The following is a 23,501-nucleotide window of genomic DNA, read 5'->3' on the forward strand; positions in this document are numbered from 1 at the left end:
TTATGGACACCTTCCGTCCAATAATATTGCAAGGGGGCTCCGCGAGTGCAGCAAGAGGCCATCGACCGCCCGCTTTCCGGCATCGTGGTGATCGATCTCGTCGCCAGCCCGCTTGCCGGAATCGCACGAACCTTGCGCGAACTGGGTGCCGAGGTGATCCGCCTCGAACCAGCCGGCAGAGGTGCCTGCCCGGTCGGCGATCCCCGCGCCGAACTGGCATACTGGACCGCCAATCTCGGCAAGCGAATCGAGACGATCGCGGCAACCGAACTCCCCGCGCGCCTCACCGGCGCAGATCTTGTCATCGAGGACCTGCCCGAGGGCAGCTTGGACTGGGATGCCCTGCGCGCCGCCAATCCCGCGCTGGTGCACATGACCGCGACCGGCTTCGGCCGCGGCAACGCATACGCGCACTGGCAGTGGACCGACGGCGTGCTCCACGCGCTGACCACCGAACTGTCGCGCTCGGGCATCAAGGGCCGCGCGCCGCTGTTGCCGCCCGGCGAAATCGCACTGCAATGCGCCATCGCGCAGGGAACCTACGTTGCGATGGCCGCGCTCACGCAGGCGCTGGTCAGCGGCATCGGCGGTCCTGTCGATTACGCTGCCCTCGATGGCGCGATGCAAGCGCTCGATCCCGCGTTCGGCATTTCCGGCAGCGCCACGAATGGCCGCCCCGCTGCCTCGCTGCCCCCGGGCCGCCCGCCCAAGGGAGTGCAGTATCCGATCATCCCGGTGGCGGATGGCTACGTCCGCCTCTGCGTCCTCGCCCCGCGCCAGTGGCAGGGCATGCACCGGATGATGGGCTCGCCGACCGAATTCGCCGGTCCGGAATTCAACGACATCATGGTCCGCTTCAAAAGCAGGGAACTGCTTGCCGCGATGCAGGCCTTCCTCGCGGACAAGACCCGCGCGGAGATCGAGGCGCTGGGCCAGCAGCACGGCGTTCCCCTGGCGGGCCTCAACACGCTGCCCGATTGCCTTGCTGCAGATCACATCAAGGCACGCGGCACGTTTACCGAGGCCGAGCTTCCCGGCGGCCGCCGCGTCCCGGTGCCGAACGGCATGATCGTGCTCGACGGCGAGCGGATGGGGCCAATCCACTCAAGCGCCCCCGCGCCGCGTCCCGCACCTGCCCCCGCCCCCGTCACCGTCACCGTCACCACCGAACCCGGTCGTCCGCTCCGCAGGCCGCTTGAGGGCCTCAAGGTTCTCGATCTCGGCGTGATCGTCGTCGGTGCCGAGACCGGGCGTCTTCTCGCCGATCTTGGCGCGGATGTCGTGAAGATCGAATCAGCCGCCTTCCCCGATGGCTCACGGCAGACGTGGCTCAAGATCGGCCTGTCGAGCAGCTTCGGCGCCGGGCACCGCAACAAGCGCAGCCTCGGGCTCAACCTGAAGTCCGACGAAGGCAAGGCCCTGCTGCGCCGCATGGTGGCCGACGCAGATGTGATGCTCTCCAACTTCAAGCCCGGCACGCTGGAATCGCTCGGCCTGGGCTACGAAGACCTCGTCCAGATAAACCCGCGTCTGATCGCCGTCGAATCGAGCGCCTTCGGCCGCACCGGGCCGTGGTCGAAGCGCATGGGCTATGGCCCTCTAGTGCGCGCAGCCGCCGGTCTCACCGCGATGTGGCGCTATCCGGATGATCCAGAGAGCCTTTCGGACTCGGTGACGATCTACCCCGATCACGTCTGCGCGCGGATCGGTGCAAGTGCGGTCATGGCGCTGCTGGCTCGCCGCAGGCGCACCGGGCGCGGCGGCCATGTCGATGTAAGCCAGGCCGAGGTCATGCTCGCCCATCTCGCCACCGAAATCGCAGCAACCGCGCTCGGCCTCGACGCCGCAGATGGCCCGGCGCAGGTCCATGCCGCCAAGGGCGAGGATGAATGGTGCGTCGTTTCCTTGCGCGATGAGACGGATCGCCAGCGCCTTGCCGGTGTGATCGGCACCCAGCCGCTCGCCGACTGGCTGGCCGAACGGGACCCGCGCGAAGCGGCCGAGGTGCTGCAGGCTGCCGGCGTGCCCGCCGCGCCGATGCTGCGTGCGGCCGAACTTGAAGATCACCCCTACTACGCCGCGCGAGGCCTGTTCCGCAGCGATCCGCACGATCTGCTGCCCGAGCCGATGACCGCCGAACGCCGCCCCGCAATCTGGCCCGCAGTCCCCGATGCCGATGCCTGCCCGGCCCCGCTCATGTGTCAGGATACCTACGCGGTGATGCAGGACTGGCTCGGCCTGAGCGAAGCCGAATGCGCTTCCCTCGAAGCCGCAGGGGTGCTCGAAACAACGCCTGCGAAGATCCGCGAGATGGTCGCCACCAAGTCCTACCTGGAGACTGCCCGATGAACGCTGCTCCCCAACCTGCCAGCGCACCCGCCGTGCTCACCGAACGCCGCGGCAATGTCCTCCTCATCACGATCAATCGCCCCGAAGCGCGCAATGCGGTCAACGCGGCCGTCCACATCGGCATCGGTGAGGCGCTGGAACTGGCCGAACATGATCCGGAGATCCGCGTCGTCGTGCTGACCGGCGCGGGCGAGAAGGCGTTCTGCGCCGGCGCCGATCTCGTCGCCCTCTCGCGCGGTGAACGCATTGCGCCCGAAGACAAGGCCAAGGCCGCGTGGGGCTTTGCCGGGTTCGTGCAGCACCCGATTTCCAAGCCGGTGATCGCGGCGGTCAACGGCTTTGCCCTGGGCGGCGGCACCGAGCTTGCGCTTGCCAGCGATATGGTGATCGCGGCGGAACATGCGCAGTTCGGCCTTCCCGAAGTGAAGCGTGGGCTGATCGCCGCCGCGGGCGGCGCCTTCCGCCTCGTCCAGCAACTGCCGCCCAAGGTCGCGATGGAATACATGATGACCGGCGAGCCCTTCACCGCCGCCCGAGCCGCCGAACTTGGCCTCGTCAACAAGGTGGTGCCGGCGGACAAACTGCTCGACGAAGCCTTCGCGCTTGCCGAACGCATCGCGGTCAACGCACCGCTTTCAGTGCAGGCCTCGAAGCGCATCGCACTGCAGATCATCGATCATCACCGTGCGGCGGAAGACGGCTTCTGGGCGCAGAACGCCGCCGAGACCAAGGTTATCATGCGCAGCGAAGATGCCCGCGAGGGCCCGCGCGCTTTCGCGGAAAAGCGCGCACCCGTGTGGAAGGCCCAGTAGGAAAGGAACCGGCAATGATGAACGATCCCGAACGCATCCCCGTCATCATTGGCGTCGGCCAGATCAACGACCGACCGGAAAGCCCCGAGCTTGGCCTTGATCCGCCGGGGCTGATGGCGGCTGCGCTGCGACTGGCGGAGGCGGATGCCCGCACCGACAAGAGCGGCAATCTGCTCGCCGATCTCGACAGCCTCGCCATCGTCGACCAGATCAGCTTCCGCCATCTCGGCAACCTGTGCGACAGCGTGGCGCGCAAGATCGGGGCCAATCCGCCGATCAATTACCAATCCGAAGCCCCGCACGGCGATACCCCGATCCGCCTGCTCAACGAAGCTGCCAACCGCATCGGCGAAGGCAAGGTGAGCATGGCTGCGGTGGTCGGCGCCGAGGCGCTGCGCACGGCTGCGGGCCTCGCCGCGCTGGCGGCGAAGGGTGAGGACAAGAGCTACAACGCCGTCCGCAATGTCTCCACCCGCCGCGATCCGACTTACGCGCAGGCGCATGGCCTGACCGCGCCCGTCGACGTCTACCCGATCTACGAGAACGCGGGCCGCGCGGCCTATGGCCAGACGTTCGCCGAAGCGCAGGCCGAAAGCGGCGCGATCTGGGCGGGCATGAGCCGGGTCGCTGCCGCCAACGACGGCGCATGGATCCGGAAGGCGGTGACAGCGGAAGAGATCCTGACACCCGGCCCTTCGAACCGCCCGCTGGCGTTTCCCTATACCAAGCTCACCGTGGCCAATTCCTCGGTCAACCAAGGCGCGGGCTTCCTCATCGCCAGCCTTGCCGAAGCGCGGCGGCGCGGGATTCCCGAGGAGCGGCTGATCTATGTCGGCATGGGCGCGGCGGCCAAGGAAGACCCCAGCATCCTGCGCCGCGACCGCTATGATCGCTCCTCCAGCATGGACACCGCGATCCGCCGCACGCTGGAACTGAACCACATGACCGGCGCGGATTTCGATCATGTCGAGCTCTACAGCTGCTTCCCCTGCGTGCCCAAGATGGCCCGGCGGGTGCTCGGCTGGCCGCTGGAAAAGCCCGCCACGGTGTTTGGCGGACTGACCTTCGGCGGCGGCCCCATCGCGAATTACATGAGTCACGCGGTTGTCTCGATGGTGGAGCGCCTGCGCGGCGGCGATGGGAAGACCGGGTTCCTGTTTGCCAATGGCGGCTATGCGACCGACAACCACTGCATCGTCGTCTCGCGCCAGCCCATCGCCGCTGCGCAGTTCCCGCAAGACTTCGACTATCAGGCCGAGGCGGACGCGGCGCGTGGACCGATCCCCGAGTTGGAGAAGGACTACGCCGGGCCGGCGACGGTCGAGAGCTATACCGTGTTCCACAACCGTGAAGGCGTGCCTTCCGCCGGCGTGGTGATCGCGCGGACACCCGAGGGCAAGCGCACGCTGTGCCATATCGATGTGGCGGACGCGGGGGTGCTGGCCTTCTTCATGGACGGCGCGGTGGAGCCTGTGGGCACCAGCGGGGCGGTTGCCGTGGACGGCGAACGGCGGATCTGGCGGCGCTGACCTGCCCGCGCAATGGGGTGTGAGTTAGATCAAAATGCCAGTAGGTCCTCGTCCAAGCGAGCTCTAGGATCGCCCCCTGACTTCAGGGAGAGAGCAATGAGCGGACGGTTTCACGGCAAGGTGGCGCTGATCACCGGGGGCACCTCGGGCATTGGTGCGGGCACCGTGCGGCGGCTGGCCAGCGAGGGCGCGAAGGTGGTGTTCACCGGCTCCAAGGCCGAAGCTGCTGCTGCGCTCTGTGCTGAAACCGGCGCACAGTTCGTCGCCCACCGCGTGGAGGATGCCGCCGCGTGGGACAGCCTGATGGCGCAGATCAAGGCCGAGCACGGCCGGCTCGACATTGCCTTCGCCAACGCCGGGATCGAGACGGGGGACAGCAGCGTCGAGGACATCACCATGGAGGCGTGGCAGCGTGTCATGGGGGTCAACCTCACCGGCGTGATGCTGACGATCCAGCATGCGATCCGCGCCATGCGCGCCAATCCGGATGGGCCGGCGGGTTCGATCATCGTCAACTCGTCGATGAGCGCTTACCGCCCTCTCGCCAACTACGTCGCCTATTCGGCGAGCAAGGGCGCCCTCATCGCGCTGATGAAATCCTCGGCCCTTCACTGCGCCAATCTCAAGACGCAGATCCGCGTGAACTCGATCCACCCCGGCGTGGTCGAGACCGAATTGATCCGCGGCGTGATCGACCGCAGCCCCGACAGCGCCGCAGCCCGCGCGCAGTTCAACGCCATGTCCGCCATCGGCCGCATGGGCCGGGTGGAGGAAATTGCCGCGCTCGTCGCGTTCCTTGCCTCGGACGAGGCGGGCTTCATCAGCGGGTCGGAATACGGGATCGACGGCGCCAGCACCGCGGGGATGGTGGGGGTTTAGAGCCGCCACCACCGCTTCAACCTATCTCTTCATTGCGAGCGTAGCGAAGCAATCCAGAGCGTCACGCATTACGCTCTGGATTGCTTCGCTACGCTCGCAATGACGATGGAATGGGGGGCGGCTTACGCAGCCGCGCCGAGATACCCCAGCTGCCCCGCCTTGAAGACCGCCTGGCTGCGGTTCACCGCGTTCAGCTTTTCGCCCGCGCGCTGGATATGATAGCGCACGGTGGCGTGGCTGAGCGCGAGGATCAGGCTGATTTCCTTGTCCGTCTTGCCGATCGCGGCCCAGCGCAGGCATTCGACTTCGCGCTTGGAGAGGCGGCAGTCGCTCGGGATCCACTGCTGCGTGCGCATCGTGCTGACGTAGCTGGCCACGAAACGGCGAGTGAGCGCGCCGAGAAAATCGCCGTGCTCTGCAAAGACGTTCGATAGGTCATCGAGCGTCTTGTCGACCGGCACGAAGCTCGTCGCGGCGATCTGGCCGAACGAAAGGTGCGAGGGGATGACGATCATCGCCCGCGCCTTGCTGAACTTGTGGAACTCCGAGAAGTTCAGATCTTCAAGGTAGTTGTTGCGGCTGACGGTGAAGGCGCCGTGGGCGTTGCACCAGAAGGGCTCGCTTTCGTAGCGCGTCGCGCGCGGAAACGGCGAGGACAGCGCCAGCGTGCCGTTTTCCCACCAGCGCTCACCATCGGCGGTCCAGCCGAAAATGTCGGCGTTGATGATCTTCCCGTCCGCATCGAGCATCTGTTCCTTCGACGAAATGTCGGGGCAGACGGCAATGCGCAGGTCAAGCTTCAAGGCAACATCGCGTATCGCAATTGCGGCGGGCCGCACGTCTTCAACGGCCCGAATCGTCACCTGCTCGAAGGTGGTGTTCGCCCAGTCCATGCTGCATCCTCTCGACGGTGCCAGTTCCTCCGGCATCCGGTTCGATTCGCATGCTAACCTACTGCGTGCCGTAGCGGAAGCCCCATCCGGAATGGTTCGAATGTGGGGCTTCCGGGTAACAGTCCCCTGCTGTTTCGGCCCAATCGAAACAAGGTGGGCCGAAACAGAGCGGCGCCAGCCCGCTCCCCCGCCCGGCCACCCATTCAGGATACTTGCGTGGGTGGCCGGGCGGGGGAGCGGGCTGGCGCCGCAATCCGCGTGAGCGGATCAGATCACAACCCAAGCACTTGCTTCGCGATGATCGTCTTCTGCACTTCGTCCGAACCGCCGAAGATCGTGTAGGCACGGCCATTGAGATAGGCCGGCATCGAGAGTTGTGCCGCGCGGCTGCCCACGAATTCAGGCGCCTCGTTGCCATAGAGCGGGCGGGTGACAGGGAGCTGCAAGCCGTCATAGCCAAACAGGTCCACCGCCAGCTCGTCGATCTGCTGGCGCAGGTTCGAGCTCGTCAGCTTGACCAGCGAAGTCTGCGGGCCAGCCGGGCGGCCCTTGGCGAGTTCGGCAAGGATGCGCAGCTCGGTCACCTCGAAGGCCTGCGCTTCCAGCCGCAGGCGGGCGAGGCGCTGCGAGATGTTGGGATCATGGATCATCGCGCCGTTGGTGCCCGAGGCTTCCTCGCGCGCCCAGCGTTCGATGCGGTCGAGCTTGGCCAAGAGCGCGGGGGCCGCGCACGAACCGCCGCGCTCGTTCTCGAGCAGGAACTTGGCAATGGTCCAGCCCTGCCCTTCTTCGCCGATCAGATTGTCGGCAGGGGTTTCGGCATTGTCGAAGAACGTGGCGTTGACTTCGTGGTCGTTCGCCATCGTGACGATGGGCGAGACGCTGACGCCCGGCTGTTCCATCGGGATGAGCAGGAAGCTGATCCCGCGCTGCTTCTGCACGGTGGGATCGGTGCGCACGAGCGCAAAGATCCAGTTGGCGTGGTGCGCGTGGGTGGTCCAGATCTTGGAGCCATTGACCACATACTTGTCACCGACGCGTTCGGCCCGGGTTTTCACCGCAGCAAGGTCTGAGCCCGCGCCCGGTTCCGAATAACCCTGGCACCAGTAGTCTTCGCCCGAGATGATGCGCGGCAGGAAGCGCGCCTTCTGCTCGGGCGTGCCGAAGTGGCAGATCACCGGGCCGACAAGGCGCAGGCCAAGGATCGGCAGCGACGGTGCGCCGGCAATCGCGCATTCCTTCTCGAAGATGTACTTCTGCGTCGGCGTCCAGCCCGGACCGCCATCCTCGACCGGCCAGGAAGTGGCGAGCCAGCCCTTTTCGGCAAGGATCGCCTGCCATTCGCGGGTGATGTCCGGCTCGGTGAACACGCTTGGCGTGTTGGCCGCGCCTTCGCGCAGGCGGGCATTGAGCTTGTCGTCGAGGAACGCGCGCACTTCCTTCTGGAAGGCAAGGTCCTCAGGGGAGAAATCCATATCCATAGCCGGTATCCTAGCCTTTTTGGCCTTCAGGCGATCTCACTCATGGCCCAGCGGATGCCGCGGCGCAGGGTTTCGTAATAAACGGGATAGTTCCAGCTGCAGCGTTCGGGATGTGTCCAAAAGGGCAGCAATTCAATAACATCGAAGTGGCTGCGGCAATGGCCGAGCGTGTTGTAGAGTACACCGCCCTTGCCATGATCGCGCAGGTACAGGATCGGGACGACGACGTTCTCGTAATTCGCCTCGATGAAGCCGGTCGCCTCGCCGTCGAAACGCGTCTGCATCAGGATCTTGATCGGCGCCTTTTCCTTCATGATGTAAAGCTCGTCGATCACGTCGAAGTCTTCGAGGCCCTGCGTCAACGGGTGCGTCTTGTCGGTCACTTCGACACGGAACGGGCCGATCGGCGGGTGCGCCTTGAACTGGGTGCCGAGCACTTCCATCACGTCGTCGCGCTCTTCCGGGCAATCAACCCCGCCTTCGACGAACTTCAGGATCGAGTTGGTGCCGTGGAGCGCCAGCCAGCGCCCGCCGCGATCGAGGAATTCCTTGATCTTCACCGTCTCTTCCGGAGTCGGCAGCACGGTGCAGGTATAGGTCACGAGGAACTGGCACTGCTCCAGACGCTCGGTGTTGGAGAAATCCATCGCCACCGTGGTGCGGATCTCGGGGTGCTCGCCCAGCAGCTTGAGCACTTCGAGCCGAGCGAAGTCGATATCGTGGTATTTGCCGGCGGCCACGAAGTGGGCATCGATCCGCTTGGTCATTACAGGCACTCCAAAGTCCCGGCGCCCTCAGGCTGCGCGGGCATAATCCAGAATATCGCTGGCGGGATCGCCAAACAGCTTCGAAAGCAGCACGATCCGCTTGAGACCATGACCGATGCCGAGTTCGTCGCTCATGCCCATGCCGCCGTGAAGCTGCACGGCCTGATGGCCAACCCAGATCGCGTTTTCGGCCACATGCGCCTTGATCGCGGCCATCGGCGCGCCCGGCTTGAGCAGCGCGCGCAGGATCGCGGACTGCACGCTTTCGACCCGCGCATAAGCATCGACCATGCGGTGCTGCAACACCTGAAACCGGCCAATGGGCTGGCCGAACTGTTCGCGCGTCTTGATGTATTCCAGCGTGTCGGCAAACAGGCGCTGGGCAATGCCGACCATCTCGGCCGCCGCCATCAGCCGCGCCTCGTCGATCACCGCACCGAGATCGACGGTCAGCGGGCCTTCCGCCACCGCATCGTGGAAGGTGACAATTGCCGCGACGCCGCCGTCAGCCACCGGATAGGGCCGCACTTCGACTTCCGGCGCCTTGGCATCGACGACATAGAGCGCAGTCTTGCCGTCTTCCTCTGCCGTTACGACGAAGATGTCCGCCGCGCCGCCAGCCAGCACGAACTGCTTGGTGCCGGAGAGCTTGCCGCCCCGCGCTTTCACTCCGCTCGCTTCGAGCACAAAGCGCCGACCCGGTTCGGCAAAGGCGAACGCTGCGATGGTCTCGCCCGCAATCACGCCTTCGAGATGGGCGGAACCGGCCAGCAGCCGCGCGGGGATGAACCCGCATTCGAGCCACGGCTCCACCGCCTGCGCATGACCAAGCGCCTGAGCCACGACCGCGAGGTCGCCGTGCGAGCCGCCCATGCCGCCATCATCTTCACCGGCAGCAAGACCGATCAGGCCGAGCTCCGCCAGTTCCTTCCAGCGCGCCCGGTCGATACCGCCCGGCAGCGCACGTGCCGCGCGCCGCGCTGCCACGTCCTGCCCCTGGCAGAAGCGCTCGACCGCTGCCTTGAACAGTTCCTGGTTCTCGTCGAGATCGAAGTTCACGCGCCAGCTTTCTTGAAGGTGATGGGGACAGAGACGAACCCGCGCAGCAGCAGGTTGGGCGAGACGCGCAGTTCTGCATCATCCTTGATGCGGATATCATCGAGCCGGCGCAGCAGTTCGGTGAACGCCACCGTCATTTCCTTGCGGCTCAGCATGTTGCCCACGCACATGTGGATGCCCTTGCCGAAGGCGAGGTGCGTGCGCGCATTGGTGCGCTCGACGTCGAACTTGTCGGGATCGGGATACTTCGCCGGATCGCGGTTCGCCGCGGCATAGCGCAGCATGACCATCTCGCCCTTCTTGTAGGGACGGCCACCGAGCTCGGTATCCTTGGTTACCAGCCGCCACATGCCGGCGGTCGGCGTATCGAGCCGCAGCACTTCCTCGATCATGTTGCCGACGAGCGCGGGATTGGCGCGGACCTTTGCCTGCTGATCGGGGTTCTGCGCAAGATGTACGATGCCGCCAGCGAGCGCGTGCGTCGTCGTTTCGTTGCCAGCCACCATCAGTTGCTGCGCGATCGAGAGGATCTCGGCATCATTGAGCGGCGTTTCGCCATCGAGGCGGGCATTGACGACGTCTGAAAGCAGGTCGTCGGTCGGCTTCTCGCGGCGGGCGTCGATCTTGACCTTGAGCTTGCGCTGGAAGTCCACGATCTCGTGCGCGCACTCGATCTCACGCTCGCGCGGGATCATGTGGCCGAGCCGGTCGGCAAAAGCATCGGACCAGCGCTTCACATCGGCGCGTTCGCTTTCGGAAAATCCCAGCTGCTCGCAGATCACCTGCACCGGCAGGCCGACGCTGAACGCCTCGACGAAATCGCACTCGCCGTCTTCGATGAAGCCGTCGATCAGCTTGGTCACCTTGTCACGGATGCCGGCTTCCAGCGCGTTCACGCGCGGCATCGAGAAGGCGAGATTGACGAGCTTGCGAAAGCGGGTGTGAACTGGCGGATCGGCCGTCAGCAGCGTGTTCATCTGCGGCCAGCCTTCGGCAAGAATGCCGCTGACTTCCGGATCTTCGGCCAATGCGCCCGAAAGGACTGCGCTGAAGTCGTTCGAGAAGTCTTCCGGACGGCCCGCGGCTTCCGAGCACATCTCGTAATTCATGACGATCTTCATGCCCGTTTCGGGCAGCTCGATCACAGGCGCATTCGCGTGGGCCCACTGATACAGCGGGAACGGGTTCTGCATTACCTCGGGATCAAGCAGGCTCTTGGTCATCTCATTCATGGCGATCCCTACACCTCTGTCCCAAATTCGTTTCACATGGGTTTGGCACCGTCAAATACCCCGTGCCACGCGCGAAAATGCTAGGTCAGATTGCCCGCTTGGGCACGCGTTCATGAGTGGACCATGACCCCGCCATCGACCATGATGCCCTGGCCGGTGATGAAGCGCGCATCATCGGTGGCGAGAAACACCATGACGTCGGCAACGTCCTCCGGCTGACCAACGCGGCCAAGCGCGGAACGGCCAGCGAAATAGTCCTTCGCCCCCGGCGTATCCTCGAACAGGCTGCGGGTCATGCCGGTGGCAATGGCGCCGGGCTGGACGCAATTCACGGTGATGCCCTGCGGCCCGAGCTCCATCGCCAGCGCACGAGTAAGGCCGAGCACCGCGTGTTTGGACGTGGTGTAGGCCACGAGCCCCGCATCGCCAAACCGCGACATGATCGAGCCGACGTTAACGACGCGGCCGCGCCCGGAGGCGCCGAGCAGCGGCATGAGCGCGCGGGTGAGCTTCATCACCGCGGTGACGTTGATGCCGAGCGCGGAATGCCACTGCTCCTCGGTCATTTCGGCAAACGGACCATTCGGGCACACGCCCGCGTTGTTGATGAGGATGTCGCAGCCGCCGAGCAGGCATTCTGCCGCCCCGGCGATGGCGGCGATGGAATCGGCATCGCCGACGTCTGCCACCAGCGTGTGCGTGCCGACGATCCCTTCGCCAACCCGGTCGACGCCGAGCACGGCCACGCCTTCTGCCATAAGCCGCGTCGCCGCTGCCGCACCCATGCCGGACGCCGCGCCCGTGACGACCGCGCGCCTGCCGGTGAGGTCTTTGCCGCGTGCGATGTTCATTCAGGCAAACTCCCGCTGGAATTCCGCCATGTCGAAATAGTCGCGCCACCTCGCGACCTTGCCCTCTTCATTGATCTCGAACGTGCCCGAGACGCGGATCGCGCGCCAGCGCCCGCCGACGAGGAACTTGTCCGTCCGTTCGGTCAGCACGACATTGCCGCTGGCGGCGATGTGGTGCGTGATCCATTCCGTGCCCTCGATAGGCGGAAACTGCCCCATCAGCGCCTGCACGCCCGCAAGGCCCACGGCAGGCTCCATCGGAATGTTATGCCAGACGATATCGTCCGCCATCATGGCGAAGGCGGCTGGCGCATCGCCCCGGTTCCATGCGGCGATGAACGCTTCGACCACTTCCTGCGGGGTCATGCTGCTCTCCCTAGCTGTGCGCTGTCCATTGCAGCGCATTGGCGATGATCTGGCGGACGACGGGGTTGGCATATGTGTGCGGCCCGTCGCCGAATTGGCAGTAGACGATCTGCGCCGCACCGACCGGCTTGGTCCAGGCCACCAGATTGCTGCCCGGAGGGTGCGGCCAATCCGAATTGTCGAACATGCGGCCCGCGACAGCGTGGGCGGCGGAGTAGAAGTTCTCGGCGACATAGTCATGCCGCGCGCGGATCAGCGGGGTGACGCTGTCTTCGAACACTTCGCCGAGATAGAGTTCGTCGTTGACTTCGAACGTTGCGGGCACGCCTTCGAGCACGGGATGTTCGGCCACCAGTTCGGCGGTGTAGTCCACATCATGCCGATAGCCGGAATCGAGCTTTGCTTCGCCGCGCACCATGCCCGGCTGGTAGAGGAAGCGGCCGCCGACCCATTCGCTCCACTGCGGCCATTCCGCCCAACCGGCGATGGCGTGGTGCATCATCACCGCGCCGCGCCCGCTGGCAAAGCGCCGCTCCAGCGCGGCCTTGAAGGCATCGGACGGCGCTGCCGTCTTCACCGTGCCATCCGCGAAGGTGTAGCCTGGCATGTCGTAGAACAGCGCCGCGTCCGCGCTGTCCGCAGCACCCGCCGCGACGCGCTCCTCGGCCTCGGGGTGGACATAGTGGACCACCTGCCATTCCCCCGGCAGCTTGTCCGCCACGGCCGCGAGGAAGGCCTCCCAAGGCCCTTCCTCGTAAGGGTGCCCACCCGAAAGGACGAGAAGCGTGTGCGTCATGGCTCAGCTCAGCTTGAGGATCATCTTGCCGTCGTTCGAGCCGCTGAACAGCCGCAGGAACGCCGGAAGCGCGTTGTCGATACCGTCGTCGACATGCTCGTCGAACACCAGCTTGCCTTCGGTGATCCAGCCCGCCATCGCGGCAATGCCTTCGCCGAAGCGCGGCACGTAGTCCGCCACGAGCAGGCCGGTCATCGAGGCACGCTTGACGATGAGCTGCCACACGTTGCGCGCGCCGGTCTTCTCGCCCGCGTTGTTGTATTCGCTGATGAGACCGCACACACCGATGCGCGCGTACATCGCGAGGTTGTTGAGCCCGGCGTCGAGGATGTCACCGCCAACGTTCTCGAAGATCACGTTGACGCCCTGCGGCGCGGCCTCGGCGATCTCGGCCGAAAGCTGGTCCACGTTCTTGCCGCGGTAATCGATGGCGACATCGAAGCCGTAGCGCTCCACCAGACGCTTGCACTTCTCCGGCCCACCGGCGATGCCGATGACCTTGCTGGCGCCCTTGATCTTGGCGATCTGGCCGACGAGCGAGCCGACCGCACCCGCCGCGCCCGTTACCAGCACGACATCGCCCGGCTGCGGGCGGCACACCTCAAGGTAGCCGAAATAGGCGGTCATCCCCACCGCGCCGAGCACCGAGAGGAAGTTCGTCGGCGAAGGCACGATGGTCGGATCGATCGGGGCGCTGAAGCCGCCTGCTTGCGAGACCGAGTATTCCTCGATCGCGTTCAGGCCCGAAACCCACTGACCAACGGGGAAATCGGCGGTCTTGCTCGCCACCACTTCACCCACGGTCGATGCACGCACCGGCGTGCCCAGCGGGATCGGCGGCATGTAGCTCGGCGCATCGTCCATCCAGCCGCGCATCGCGGGATCGAGCGAGGCATAATGGTTGCGGATCAGGAACTGGCCGTCAGAAAGCTCGGGCAGAGCTTCCGAAACGAGGCTGAAGTCTTCGGCCACGGGCGCGCCATTGGGGCGGCGGACCAGCAGGAAACGGCGATTTTGCGTCACAGAAGGGCTCCTTGGCGGGTTTGACCCGAAGGGCGTAGAGCCTAGACCCAGCCAGCGCCAAGACGACTGTCATTTTTGCCCATCAGGGCTGGGCCATGCGGCGGCCTCACTCCCCATTTTGGCAGGTGTGTGCGCCCCCCATCGCACCCACATTGCAGTGCAGGCCGCCACCCAGCGCGGCGATATGGGAACTTCAAAAGGATTCCGGGGGCCATGGCTGAACCGTTCTTCGATCACCCCTACCTCTCCGGCCACCACGCGCCGATCCGCTTCGAGGCGGATGCGCCCGACCTGATCGTCCAAGGCCAGCTGCCGGATGACCTTGCCGGCCTCTTCTACCGCAACGGTCCTGATCCGCTCTACCCGCCGCGCGAGGGCGACTATCACTGGTTCGACGGCGACGGCATGGTCTTCGCGTTCGAGTTTGCCGATGGCCGCGTCTCGATGCGCAACCGCTGGGTGAAGACGGAGAAGTTCGAGCTTGAGAAAGCCGCGGGCCGCCGGCTGTTCGGCATCTTCGGCAATCCGATGACATCCGACCCCAGCGTGCAGGGCAAGCGCTACAACACCGGCAACACCAACATCATCCTCCACGGCGGGCAGCTCCTTGCACTGATGGAAGGCGCGCCGCCAGTGGCGCTCGATCCGCGCAAACTGGATACGCTGCACGAGGAGACCTACGGCGGCCTCGTCACCTCCAGTTTCTCGGCGCACCCCAAGATCGATTACGCCACGCGTGAGATGATCAACACCGGCGCTGCCATCCACGGCATGATGGGCCCGGCGGAAATGCGCTATGATGTGGTCGCGGCGGACGGGACGATCCGCAAGACCGAGATCATTCCGATGCCGCACTTCAGCCTGATGCACACCTTCCTGCTGACGGAAAACTGGGCGATCTTCCCGTTCATCCCGATCGACACCGACCTCAAGCGCTTCGCCGCCGGTGGGCCGATGACGGCGTGGGTCAACGACCGCCCGACCAAGTTCGCCGTCATGCCGCGCGAGGGCACGGCGGATCAGATCAAGTGGTTCGAGTTCGAACCGCGCCACATGTTCCACGAACTCAACGTGTGGGAAGAGGACGGCAAGATCCTGGCGGACGTCGCCGCCGCGAATGGCACCGCGCTGTTTCCGGACGAAACCGGCGCGCGCCGGACGCACCTCGATACCCAGCAAAGCCTGCGCCGCTGGACCATCGACCCCAACGGCAACACCGGCTGGATCAAGGAAGAAGTGCTCAACGGGCGCGACATCCAGTTCCCCCGCCCCGACGACCGCCTGATGACGCGCAAGAGCCGCCACAGCTTTGCCAACATCAACCTGAAATCACGCGATGGCCGCGTCGAGGGCATGGACGCCGTCCTGCGCTACGACACGCAGACCGGCGAAGAAGACATCTGGCACTTCGGCGCAGGCGCGGCCGCGGGCGAACTCGTGTTCGCACCGCGCCTTGGCAGCACCGACGAAGCTGACGGCTATGCCATGACGCTCGTCCACCCCGCGAACAGCGGCACCAGCGAACTGGCGATCTTTGCCGCCAAGGACATTGCTGCCGGGCCGATTGCCCGCGTGATGATCCCGTTCCGCGTGCCCAGCGGCTTCCACTGCAACTTCTACGCCGAGGACAATCCGCTCTACCAGCAGACCCTGTCCAACTAAGGCACGAGCTAACGAAAGCGTCCCATGACCACTATCCCTGCGCATCTTGCGCAATACGCCGCCGACGGCAGTTGGACCAACATGACCATCGGCGACTATGCGCGCCGCTGGGCTGAAACCGATCCGGACAAAGTCGTCTATCTCGGCGATCCCGCCGCCCCGACTTACGCAAGCCTCTTGGCGGATGGCGAGGCGCTCGCCCGCGCTCTGCATGATCTCGGCCTGCGCACGGGTGATGTGATCGGCTTCCAGGTGCCCAACTGGGTCGAGGCGTCGGTGATCAACCTGGCCGCCAATCTCGGCGGCTTCGTGGTCGCGCCGATCGTGCCGATCTACCGCGATGCCGAAGTGATCCAGATGCTGGGTGATTGCGGGGCCAAGGCCTATTTCGTGGCGGAAAGCTTCAGGGGCTACGACTTTGCCGGGATGATGGACCGGGTGCGCCCGCACCTGCCCGAACTGAAGCACGTCATCTACGTGCGCCCCACCGAGCGCACGCCCGATTATGCCGCGTTGGTCGAGCATGGGCGGGGCCTCAATACCCCGCTCGAAAAGGTCGACCCGAATGCGCTGAAGCTCGTTCTCTATACCTCGGGCACCACCGGCCGGGCCAAGGCCGTGCTCCACTCGCACAACACGCTGGACCGCGTCGCGCAGTTCGGCCGCAAGTACAGCGGCGTGCCGAACGACGTGACGCTGATGCCCTCGCCTGTCACGCATATCTCAGGGTTCTCGGGCGGGCTGGAAAAGCCCTTTGCTTCGGGCAGCCAAGTGGTTCTGATGGAAGTGTGGAAGGCCAAGGAAGCGGTCGAACTGATCGACCGCTACGGCGTGACCTCCACCGTCGCCGCCACGCCCTTCCTGCAGGAACTGTGTGACGCGGCAGATGCTGCCGGTTCCTCGCTTCCCACCTTCCGCCGGTTCGCCTGCGGCGGTGCGGCGATCCCTTCGGAGCTGGTCTACACCGCCAACAAGCGCCTTGCGCACGCCTGCGCCTACCGCGTTTACGGCAGCAGCGAAGTGCCGCTGGCAACGCCCGGTGTCCTACCCGAAGAGAGCCTTGAACTGGCCGCCGAAACCGATGGCCGCCCGCTCGATTATGAACTGCGGCTTGTGGACGATGACGGCAACGAAGTGCCCCACGGCACCGACGGCGAAATCCTCGTGCGCGGCCCGGCGATGTTCCTTGGCTATGCGGACGAAGCGCAGACCCGCGAGGCGCTGACCGACGACGGCTTCTTCAAGACCGGCGACATCGGCCGCATCACGCCTTCGGGCTCGCTCGTGATCACCGGTCGCAAGAAGGACCTCATCATCCGCGGCGGCGAGAACATCAGCGCCAAGGAAATCGAGGATGTGCTGCACCTTCACCCGGCGATCAAGGAAGCCGCAGTGGTCTCGATGCCGCACCCGCGCCTCGGAGAAGGCATCTGCGCCTATCTCATTCCGGAAGGCGCAGACCAGCCGGATCTTCCGACGCTGTCCGCCTTCGTCAGCGAGGCAGGCCTCGCCAAGCAGAAGTGTCCCGAGCGGATCGAATGGGTGGACACCTTCCCGCGCACCGCATCAGGCAAGATACGCAAGGACGTGCTGCGCACGATGATCAAGGAAAAGGTGGCCGCGGAAAAGGCGGGGTAAAGAACAGCCCCAATCCCCTCAGTCGTCATTGCGAGCCCTTCGGCTGTCTGCTTGCAGCAGCCGCTCAGGGTAAACCAAGCGAAGCAATCCAGAGCGGTAGCGCGTGCCGCTCTGGATTGCTTCGCTACGCTCGCAATGACGAATTATGGTTGGTGCTTAGTTCCCCGAAGCCTGCATCGCCGCCATCGCGGCGCCGACCGCCGCCTGGATCTCGCCCGGACGGGGGTTGCGGCGCAGGGTAAGGCCACCGTTGATCTGCAGGTTCTGGCCCGACATGAAGCAATCGTCGCTCACCACCCACAGCGCGGCCTTGGCGATATCCTCCGAAGTGCCGACGCGGCCGAGCGGGTATTCCTTGACGAACGCATCGGCGAGGCCGGGGACCGCGAACGACTGCTCTGTCATCGGGCTTAGCGTGAAGCCCGGCGAAAGCACGTTGGCGCGGATGCCCTGCGAACCATATTGATTAGCAACACAGCGGATCAGCGCCTCGGAGCCCGCCTTGGTGGCGATGTAGGCCGCGTGATCGTCGATGATGCACTGCGTGGTCGCCGAAGAGATCTGCACCAGCGACCCGCCATGCGGCATCGCGCGGACGAAGGCGCTGAGGAAGTAATGCACGCCCTTCAATTGCAGCGCGATGATCTGGTCGAGCTCTTCCTCGGTGATCTCATGCAGGCCCTTGAGCAGGCCCCAGCCGGTGGCGTTGATGGCAATATCGACCTTGCCGTGGCGCTCAAGAACCGTGCTGGCGAGCGCCTCGACATCGGCCTTCTTCGCAAGGTCGCACAGCGCCCAATCGCCTGCGATGCCGCCGGCAAAGGTCTTGAGCGGCTCAGCCTTGCGGCCCGCGACGACGACCTTCGCGCCAGCATCCGCCAAAGTGCGGGCGATGTGCTGGCCCATGTTATTCTCGCCCGCCGCACCGATGACGACGGCAACCTTGCCCGAGAGATTGGTCATGACCTTGTTTCCTTTGCTCTTAGGCGTTCGCAGTGAGGAACTTCGCTGTAGCGACACCGTCCGGGCCATAGACCGGCTCGGAGATATCGCAGCGATACTTGCGCGTGTTGGCGCCAAGGATGGTGAAGCCGGCGAGGTGCGCGCCCATCTTGAAGTACGGTTCCGCGACCAGATGTGCAGCAAGATCCTCTGCGGTCTCCCACTCCTCGAACACGTGGATCCGGCCCGGATTGTGCGGATCGAGGCTCCACGCGTAGTGGCGGCAGCCCTTCTCGGCGAGTGCCAGTTCGATCAACGGCAGGGCATCCTTGAGCACTTCATCGCGCACTTCCGGCGCAAAATCGATTTCGCCTGCGACAACAACGATCATCACGAATACCCCTTCAGAACTGAAAAGCTGCGGCTCTGGTAGAGCCAGACACCGTCGCGCTTGACGTACGTATCCTCGTAGCGGCCGATGCTGCGGCGCAGGTTGCCTTCAAGGTCCTCCAGCGTCTCGTTGGTATAGACGCGGCCGGTCGCCGTATTGCCGTCAATGTGGAGCGCGCCGGTCTGGTAGAAGAAGCCAACGAATGCGAACGTCGACATCGCACCGGTCCACAGGCCGACGATCGATTCCTTGCCGTTCACGGTGGTGCCCGCCAGATCCCAGACGGCATCGTTCGCCCAGAGCGCGCCCCAATCGGCGGCATCGCGCCGGAACACGGCGTCGGCATAGTTGTCGTGCAGCGCGCGGATAGCGAGCTGGTCCTCGATTGGTCCGGTGATAGCCATATTCTCTCCCAGTTGGGCTGAGCCTAAGGCGATTCCAAAGCGCCAGAAACTATCATTTCCGCGCGCTGCGAGGCCCCTCGTTTTGGCTATTCTGGCACCACAAAGGCCCGGGTCTGCCGGGCGCAAATCATGGATGGAGAGCGCGATGGATCTGGGTCTCAAGGGCAAGAAAGTCATCATGAACGGCGGTGCCCGTGGCATCGGCCTCGAAATCCTCAAGATCCTCACCAGCGAGGGCGCCGACGTCGCCTTCTTCTCGCGCGATCAGGCCAAGATCGATGCAGCGCTTGCCGAACTCGCGGGCAATCCCGGCAAGGCACACGGCGATGCATTCGACATGACGAACAACATCGACGGCTATGTGGCATGGCTCAGCGGCGCTGTTGAAAAGCTTGGCGGCTGCGACATCTTCATCAACATGGCGAGCGTCTCGGGCGCTGGCGCGACGCAGGACTGGCAGAAGTGCCTCGACGTGGACATCATGGCCGCGGTGAAGGGCATCGAGACGCTGACTCCGGCGCTCGAAGCCTCGGGCGCAGGCTCGATCATCGTGATGTCGTCGACCGCCGCGGTCGAGACCTTCATCATGCCGCAGGCCTACAACGCGATCAAAGCCGCGCTCATCACCTATGCCTCGCAGCTTTCGCAGGCGCTGGCGCCCAAGGGCATCCGCGTCAACACCGTCTCGCCCGGCCCGATCGAATTCAAGGGCGGCAGCTGGGACATGATCCAGGGCGCGATGCCGGACTTCTACAACGGCATCAAGGCGCAGATCCCGATGGGCCGCCTCGGTGCGCCGGACGAAGTGGCGCGGGCGGTGGTGTTCATCGCCAGCCCCGCTTCCTGCTACACCACCGGCGTCAATCTCGTGATCGACGGCGGCTTCACCAAGCGCGTGCAGTTCTGATCTCATGACCAAAACCCCGCGCGAACTCGCCGAGACCATGCTCGGCTGCATCGACAAGGGCGACTGGGCCGGCGTGATGGCGATCACCTCGCCCGACTACGTCGTCCATGAGCCGCCGGAGCTGCCCTTCGGGGGCGACTGGAAGGGGCAGGACGCGCTGATCCGCCTGTTCCCGCACGTTTGGAGCTATTGGGACGACGTGGTGGTCGACCGGCTGGGCATCCTGACCGACGAGAACTACTTCTGCCTGCAACTGCGCATGACGATGACCTCGAAGCTGACGGGCAACCGCATCAGCACCTCGCTGGCGGAGACCACGCGCTGCGTCGACGGGCTGATGGTGGAATACACCATCCACTATCACGATTGCGCACTGGTCGCCCGCGAAGCCGGCCCGCCGCGCCCCGGCGCGGTGAAGCTGGAAGGGTGAGTTTCCCCCCGGCTTCGTCATTGCGAGCGTAGCGAAGCAATCCAGAGCGGAAGCGCACAACCGCTCTGGATTGCTTCGTCGCTCCGCTCCTCGCAATGACGAGGTTTGGGTGTTTTATCTGCAGATTGGATAAGCTGAAATGGACCGTCTGAAGGGCAAGGTCGCGATCATCACTGGCGCGGCCAAGGGGCTAGGCGCGGCGGATGCGCGGCTTTTCGTGGCCGAAGGCGCGCGCGTGATCCTCACCGACGTCGATGATGCAGCGGGCAGCGCGCTGGCCGCCGAACTCGGTGCGAACGCTGAATACCACCACCTCGACGTGACGAGCGAAGCCGCATGGGAAGCGCTCGTCGCCGATATCGTGGCGCGCCATGGCCGGCTCGATGTGCTGGTCAACAACGCGGGCGTGGTCGAATTCGGCGATCCGGAAACGCTGACCGAGGCCAACTATCGCAAGATCATGGCCGTCAGCATCGATGGCGTGGTCTTCGGCACCAAGCATGCGATCCCGGCAATGGCCGCGAATGGCGGCGGCTCTATCGTCAACATGGCCTCGATCGCCGCGATTCAAGGCGAACCGACATTTGCCGCCTATAGCGCGGCCAAGGGCGCGATCGACGCCTACACGCGGGCGACAGCGGCCTATTCGATCAAGAACGGGCGCGGCGTGCGGGCGAATTCGGTGCTTCCCGCCGGGATCGACACGCCGATGGTGCGCAGCCTCGGCGGCAAGCTTGCCGATCTCGGCGCAGCAGCTCCGGTGCATGACAACGCCACCGCGATGAACCGCCTTGGCGAGCCGGTCGACGTCGCAAACCTTGTCCTGTTCCTCGCTTCCGACGAAAGCCGGTTCATCAACGGGCAGAGCCATGTGATCGACGACGGCGCTTCGATCATTGCCGGCACCACAGTGCCCAGAACGGATCGCTGACAGATCGCCGATTGCGCGGAGTTCTGCGCATACCTATCACTTTTATGGCTTCTCAACCCATGCGCTGGGTGGCCATGTCATTTGCATGATCCGCGCGCGGCACTGCTCGCCCGCGCGGCCTCGCTACCGGGAGATTGAAGGTGCAACTCAGCCGAGATCAATTGCTCAAGGCCTATCGCCAGATGAAGATCATCCGCGAGTTCGAGGAGCGTCTTCACATCGATATCCAGACCGGCGAGATCGCTGGCTTCACGCACCTCTACTGCGGGCAGGAAGCCGTCGCGGTCGGCGTGTGCGAGCACCTCTCGACCGATGACAAGATCGTCTCGACCCATCGCGGCCATGGCCACTGCCTTGCCAAGGGCTGCGACGTGGACGGCATGATGGCCGAGATCTGGGGCAGCCGTGATGGGCTGTGCAAGGGCAAGGGCGGCTCGATGCATATTGCCGATGTCGACAAGGGCATGCTCGGCGCGAACGGCATCGTCGGCGCGGGCGCCCCGATTGCGGTGGGCGCGGGCATCGCCGCCAAGATCGACGCCAAGGGCCATGTCGCCATCGCGTTTTCGGGCGACGGGGCGTGCAACCAGGGCACCACGTTCGAAGCGATGAACATGGCGGTGGTCACCAAGGCCGCCTGCATCTTCGTGTTCGAGAACAACCACTATTCCGAGCACACCGGCTTCGAATACGCAGTCGGCACCAACAAGGACATCGCCAGCCGCGCCGAAGCTTTCGGCATGAAGGTGTGGCGCGGGGATGGCACCGACTTCTTCTCGGTCTTCGAGACGATGCGCGAAGTGCTCGAATACGTGCGCGTGCCCGGCAATGGCCCGGCGGCAGTCGAGTTCGATACCGAGCGCTTTTTCGGCCACTTCGAAGGCGACCCGCAGCGCTATCGCGGCCCGGGTGAACTTGATCGCATCCGCGAGACGCGCGACTGCATCAAGAAGTTCCGCGCCAGTGTGACGGGTGCAGGACTCCTGACCGACGCCGACATCGACGCCGTCGATGCCGACGTGATGGACGCCATCGAAAACGCCGTGGCCAAGGCCAAGGCCGCCCCGCGGCCCACCCCCGAAGACGTTCTCGAAGACGTCTACATCTCGTACTGATCCTCCGAGGAGCGCGACCAATGGCAAGAATGATGTATCGCGAGGCGGTCCTCTCCACGATCGCCGAGGAAATGGAGCGCGACCCGAACGTCGTCGTGCTGGGCGAGGACGTGGTGGGCGGCAACGGCACTGCGGGCGGCCCCGAAGCAATCGGCGGCATCTGGTCGACCTCGGCTGGCCTTTACGGCAAGTTCGGCGGCGACCGCGTGATCGACACCCCGATTTCTGAAAGCGCCATCGTCGGTGCGGCGGCGGGCCTTGCGCTTTCGGGCAAGCGCCCGGTGGCCGAACTGATGTTTGCCGACTTCATCGGCGTGTCGCTCGACCAGATCTGGAACCAGATCGCCAAGTTCCGCTACATGTTCGGCGGCAAGACCAAGTGCCCGGCGGTGATCCGCATGGCCTGGGGCGCAGGCTACAACGCCGCCGCGCAGCACAGCCAGGCCGCGCACCAGATCCTGACGGGCATGCCCGGCCTCAAGGTCGTGATGCCCAGCACTCCCGCCGACGTGAAGGGCCTGCTGCGCACCGCCATCCGCGACGACGATCCAGTGATCTTCCTTGAGCACAAGGCGCTCTACGGCGTGAAGGGCGAGGTGCCCGACGACAAGGACTTCATGATCCCCTTCGGCCACGCGCGCCTCAGCCGCGCGGGCAATGACGTGACCATCGTCTCGACCGGCCTGCTGCTCGGCTTCTGCGAGGCAGTGGCTGACAAGCTCGCTGCCGAAGGCATCGGCTGCGACGTGATCGACCTGCGCACCACCAGCCCGATCGACGAGGAAGCGATCCTCGATTCGGTCGAGGTGACGGGCCGTCTCGTCGTTGTCGACGAAGCCCCGCCACGCTGCAGCCTTGCGAACGACATTTGCGCGATGGTCGCCGAAAAGGCTTTCGCCAGCCTCAAGGCCCCGCCGCTCGGCGTCAACCCGCCGCACACGCCTGTCCCGTTCGCGCGCGAGCTGGAAACCGCGTACCTGCCCTCGATCCCCAAGATCGAAGCGGCGGTGCGCAAGGTCCTCTCCTACCGCTAAGGAAGCCACC

Annotated in this window: 23 protein-coding genes; 11 read left to right on the plus strand and 12 right to left on the minus strand. The window is 64.9% G+C overall.

The annotated features are described in order from the left end of the window. Positions 1-45: 45 nt before the first annotated feature. From NSE01_RS15465 to NSE01_RS15480, 4 genes are all read left to right on the plus strand, one after another. Positions 46-2,349 carry a CoA transferase gene (locus NSE01_RS15465; RefSeq protein WP_147160551.1) on the plus strand — a complete coding sequence of 768 codons (2,304 nt, stop codon included), beginning with the start codon at positions 46-48 and terminating at the stop codon, positions 2,347-2,349. Continuing rightward, on the plus strand, positions 2,346-3,161 hold the full coding sequence (locus NSE01_RS15470) for a crotonase/enoyl-CoA hydratase family protein (RefSeq protein ID WP_147160552.1): 816 nt from the start codon (positions 2,346-2,348) through the stop codon (positions 3,159-3,161). The genes NSE01_RS15465 and NSE01_RS15470 overlap by 4 nt, the downstream gene beginning before the upstream one ends. A gap of 14 nt (positions 3,162-3,175) precedes the next feature. After that, positions 3,176-4,690 (plus strand): acetyl-CoA acetyltransferase, encoded by a 1,515-nt coding sequence (locus tag NSE01_RS15475; protein ID WP_307725991.1) that lies wholly within the window; start codon positions 3,176-3,178, stop codon positions 4,688-4,690. A gap of 96 nt (positions 4,691-4,786) precedes the next feature. After that, complete coding sequence (locus tag NSE01_RS15480) at positions 4,787-5,569, plus strand: SDR family NAD(P)-dependent oxidoreductase (protein ID WP_147160553.1); 783 nt, start codon at positions 4,787-4,789, stop codon at positions 5,567-5,569. A 122-nt stretch (positions 5,570-5,691) separates the two neighbouring features. Here NSE01_RS15480 and NSE01_RS15485 read toward each other — a convergent pair whose 3' ends face one another. From NSE01_RS15485 to NSE01_RS15525, 9 genes are all read right to left on the minus strand, one after another. After that, on the minus strand, positions 5,692-6,462 hold the full coding sequence (locus tag NSE01_RS15485; protein ID WP_147160554.1) for a helix-turn-helix transcriptional regulator: 771 nt from the start codon (positions 6,460-6,462) through the stop codon (positions 5,692-5,694). Positions 6,463-6,734: 272 nt separating this feature from the next. Further along, positions 6,735-7,943 (minus strand): acyl-CoA dehydrogenase family protein, encoded by a 1,209-nt coding sequence (locus NSE01_RS15490; RefSeq protein WP_147160555.1) that lies wholly within the window; start codon positions 7,941-7,943, stop codon positions 6,735-6,737. A gap of 26 nt (positions 7,944-7,969) precedes the next feature. Next, on the minus strand, positions 7,970-8,710 hold the full coding sequence (locus NSE01_RS15495) for a ThuA domain-containing protein (protein ID WP_174812058.1): 741 nt from the start codon (positions 8,708-8,710) through the stop codon (positions 7,970-7,972). Positions 8,711-8,737: 27 nt separating this feature from the next. Next, positions 8,738-9,769 (minus strand): acyl-CoA dehydrogenase family protein, encoded by a 1,032-nt coding sequence (locus NSE01_RS15500; RefSeq protein WP_147160556.1) that lies wholly within the window; start codon positions 9,767-9,769, stop codon positions 8,738-8,740. Beyond that, a complete protein-coding gene (locus NSE01_RS15505) occupies positions 9,766-11,001 on the minus strand; it encodes a cytochrome P450 (protein WP_147160557.1) in 1,236 nt (411 codons plus the stop codon). Before NSE01_RS15505 ends, NSE01_RS15500 begins: the two co-directional genes overlap by 4 nt. Positions 11,002-11,111: 110 nt before the next feature. Continuing rightward, positions 11,112-11,852: an SDR family NAD(P)-dependent oxidoreductase gene (locus NSE01_RS15510; protein ID WP_147160558.1), complete on the minus strand. Its 741-nt coding sequence runs from the start codon at positions 11,850-11,852 to the stop codon at positions 11,112-11,114. After that, positions 11,853-12,218: a limonene-1,2-epoxide hydrolase family protein gene (locus NSE01_RS15515; RefSeq protein WP_170233864.1), complete on the minus strand. Its 366-nt coding sequence runs from the start codon at positions 12,216-12,218 to the stop codon at positions 11,853-11,855. A gap of 10 nt (positions 12,219-12,228) precedes the next feature. Next, positions 12,229-13,014 carry a ThuA domain-containing protein gene (locus NSE01_RS15520; RefSeq protein ID WP_147160560.1) on the minus strand — a complete coding sequence of 262 codons (786 nt, stop codon included), beginning with the start codon at positions 13,012-13,014 and terminating at the stop codon, positions 12,229-12,231. Between the two features lie 3 nt (positions 13,015-13,017). Beyond that, entirely contained in the window at positions 13,018-14,037 is a 1,020-nt protein-coding gene (locus NSE01_RS15525; RefSeq protein WP_147160561.1) for an NADP-dependent oxidoreductase, read from the minus strand. 213 nt (positions 14,038-14,250) lie between these two features. Between NSE01_RS15525 and NSE01_RS15530 the strand changes: the two genes are divergently transcribed. Both NSE01_RS15530 and NSE01_RS15535 read left to right on the plus strand, forming a co-directional pair. Next, positions 14,251-15,699: a carotenoid oxygenase family protein gene (locus NSE01_RS15530; RefSeq protein ID WP_147160562.1), complete on the plus strand. Its 1,449-nt coding sequence runs from the start codon at positions 14,251-14,253 to the stop codon at positions 15,697-15,699. 24 nt (positions 15,700-15,723) lie between these two features. Continuing rightward, on the plus strand, positions 15,724-17,337 hold the full coding sequence (locus NSE01_RS15535; protein ID WP_147160563.1) for an AMP-binding protein: 1,614 nt from the start codon (positions 15,724-15,726) through the stop codon (positions 17,335-17,337). Between the two features lie 156 nt (positions 17,338-17,493). Here NSE01_RS15535 and NSE01_RS15540 read toward each other — a convergent pair whose 3' ends face one another. The 3 genes from NSE01_RS15540 to NSE01_RS15550 are packed head-to-tail and all read right to left on the minus strand — an operon-like array spanning position 17,494 to position 19,074. Next, positions 17,494-18,300, minus strand: a complete 807-nt coding sequence (locus NSE01_RS15540; protein WP_147160564.1) for an SDR family NAD(P)-dependent oxidoreductase — start codon at positions 18,298-18,300, stop codon at positions 17,494-17,496. Positions 18,301-18,319: 19 nt separating this feature from the next. Further along, entirely contained in the window at positions 18,320-18,670 is a 351-nt protein-coding gene (locus NSE01_RS15545; RefSeq protein ID WP_147160565.1) for a putative quinol monooxygenase, read from the minus strand. Then, on the minus strand, positions 18,670-19,074 hold the full coding sequence (locus NSE01_RS15550; RefSeq protein ID WP_147160566.1) for a nuclear transport factor 2 family protein: 405 nt from the start codon (positions 19,072-19,074) through the stop codon (positions 18,670-18,672). Before NSE01_RS15550 ends, NSE01_RS15545 begins: the two co-directional genes overlap by 1 nt. A gap of 145 nt (positions 19,075-19,219) precedes the next feature. On the opposite strand from NSE01_RS15550, the gene NSE01_RS15555 reads away from it, so the two are divergent. From NSE01_RS15555 to NSE01_RS15575, 5 genes are all read left to right on the plus strand, one after another. Further along, a complete protein-coding gene (locus tag NSE01_RS15555) occupies positions 19,220-19,981 on the plus strand; it encodes an SDR family NAD(P)-dependent oxidoreductase (RefSeq protein WP_147160567.1) in 762 nt (253 codons plus the stop codon). 4 nt (positions 19,982-19,985) lie between these two features. Continuing rightward, complete coding sequence (locus NSE01_RS15560) at positions 19,986-20,411, plus strand: nuclear transport factor 2 family protein (protein WP_054122912.1); 426 nt, start codon at positions 19,986-19,988, stop codon at positions 20,409-20,411. 139 nt (positions 20,412-20,550) lie between these two features. Then, the gene (locus NSE01_RS15565) at positions 20,551-21,342 is read left to right on the plus strand and encodes an SDR family oxidoreductase (RefSeq protein ID WP_147160568.1); all 792 of its coding nucleotides are present in this window, start codon (positions 20,551-20,553) and stop codon (positions 21,340-21,342) included. Positions 21,343-21,482: 140 nt separating this feature from the next. Beyond that, a complete protein-coding gene (locus NSE01_RS15570; RefSeq protein ID WP_147160569.1) occupies positions 21,483-22,457 on the plus strand; it encodes a thiamine pyrophosphate-dependent dehydrogenase E1 component subunit alpha in 975 nt (324 codons plus the stop codon). 20 nt (positions 22,458-22,477) lie between these two features. Continuing rightward, on the plus strand, positions 22,478-23,491 hold the full coding sequence (locus NSE01_RS15575) for an alpha-ketoacid dehydrogenase subunit beta (protein WP_147160570.1): 1,014 nt from the start codon (positions 22,478-22,480) through the stop codon (positions 23,489-23,491). Positions 23,492-23,501: the final 10 nt, after the last annotated feature.

The sequence above is a fragment of the Novosphingobium sediminis genome (assembly GCF_007991615.1).
GTDB classification, from domain to species: domain Bacteria; phylum Pseudomonadota; class Alphaproteobacteria; order Sphingomonadales; family Sphingomonadaceae; genus Novosphingobium; species Novosphingobium sediminis.

Coding starts and splice junctions, on each gene's coding strand:
- NSE01_RS15470 (WP_147160552.1), top strand. CDS start 2,346: ATGAACGCTGCTCCCCAACCTGCCAGCGCACCCGCCGTGCTCACCGAA.
- NSE01_RS15475 (WP_307725991.1), top strand. CDS start 3,176: ATGATGAACGATCCCGAACGCATCCCCGTCATCATTGGCGTCGGCCAG.
- NSE01_RS15480 (WP_147160553.1), top strand. CDS start 4,787: ATGAGCGGACGGTTTCACGGCAAGGTGGCGCTGATCACCGGGGGCACC.
- NSE01_RS15485 (WP_147160554.1), bottom strand. CDS start 6,462: ATGGACTGGGCGAACACCACCTTCGAGCAGGTGACGATTCGGGCCGTT.
- NSE01_RS15490 (WP_147160555.1), bottom strand. CDS start 7,943: ATGGATATGGATTTCTCCCCTGAGGACCTTGCCTTCCAGAAGGAAGTG.
- NSE01_RS15495 (WP_174812058.1), bottom strand. CDS start 8,710: ATGACCAAGCGGATCGATGCCCACTTCGTGGCCGCCGGCAAATACCAC.
- NSE01_RS15505 (WP_147160557.1), bottom strand. CDS start 11,001: ATGAATGAGATGACCAAGAGCCTGCTTGATCCCGAGGTAATGCAGAAC.
- NSE01_RS15510 (WP_147160558.1), bottom strand. CDS start 11,852: ATGAACATCGCACGCGGCAAAGACCTCACCGGCAGGCGCGCGGTCGTC.
- NSE01_RS15515 (WP_170233864.1), bottom strand. CDS start 12,218: ATGACCCCGCAGGAAGTGGTCGAAGCGTTCATCGCCGCATGGAACCGG.
- NSE01_RS15520 (WP_147160560.1), bottom strand. CDS start 13,014: ATGACGCACACGCTTCTCGTCCTTTCGGGTGGGCACCCTTACGAGGAA.
- NSE01_RS15530 (WP_147160562.1), top strand. CDS start 14,251: ATGGCTGAACCGTTCTTCGATCACCCCTACCTCTCCGGCCACCACGCG.
- NSE01_RS15535 (WP_147160563.1), top strand. CDS start 15,724: ATGACCACTATCCCTGCGCATCTTGCGCAATACGCCGCCGACGGCAGT.
- NSE01_RS15540 (WP_147160564.1), bottom strand. CDS start 18,300: ATGACCAATCTCTCGGGCAAGGTTGCCGTCGTCATCGGTGCGGCGGGC.
- NSE01_RS15545 (WP_147160565.1), bottom strand. CDS start 18,670: ATGATCGTTGTTGTCGCAGGCGAAATCGATTTTGCGCCGGAAGTGCGC.
- NSE01_RS15550 (WP_147160566.1), bottom strand. CDS start 19,074: ATGGCTATCACCGGACCAATCGAGGACCAGCTCGCTATCCGCGCGCTG.
- NSE01_RS15555 (WP_147160567.1), top strand. CDS start 19,220: ATGGATCTGGGTCTCAAGGGCAAGAAAGTCATCATGAACGGCGGTGCC.
- NSE01_RS15560 (WP_054122912.1), top strand. CDS start 19,986: ATGACCAAAACCCCGCGCGAACTCGCCGAGACCATGCTCGGCTGCATC.
- NSE01_RS15565 (WP_147160568.1), top strand. CDS start 20,551: ATGGACCGTCTGAAGGGCAAGGTCGCGATCATCACTGGCGCGGCCAAG.
- NSE01_RS15575 (WP_147160570.1), top strand. CDS start 22,478: ATGGCAAGAATGATGTATCGCGAGGCGGTCCTCTCCACGATCGCCGAG.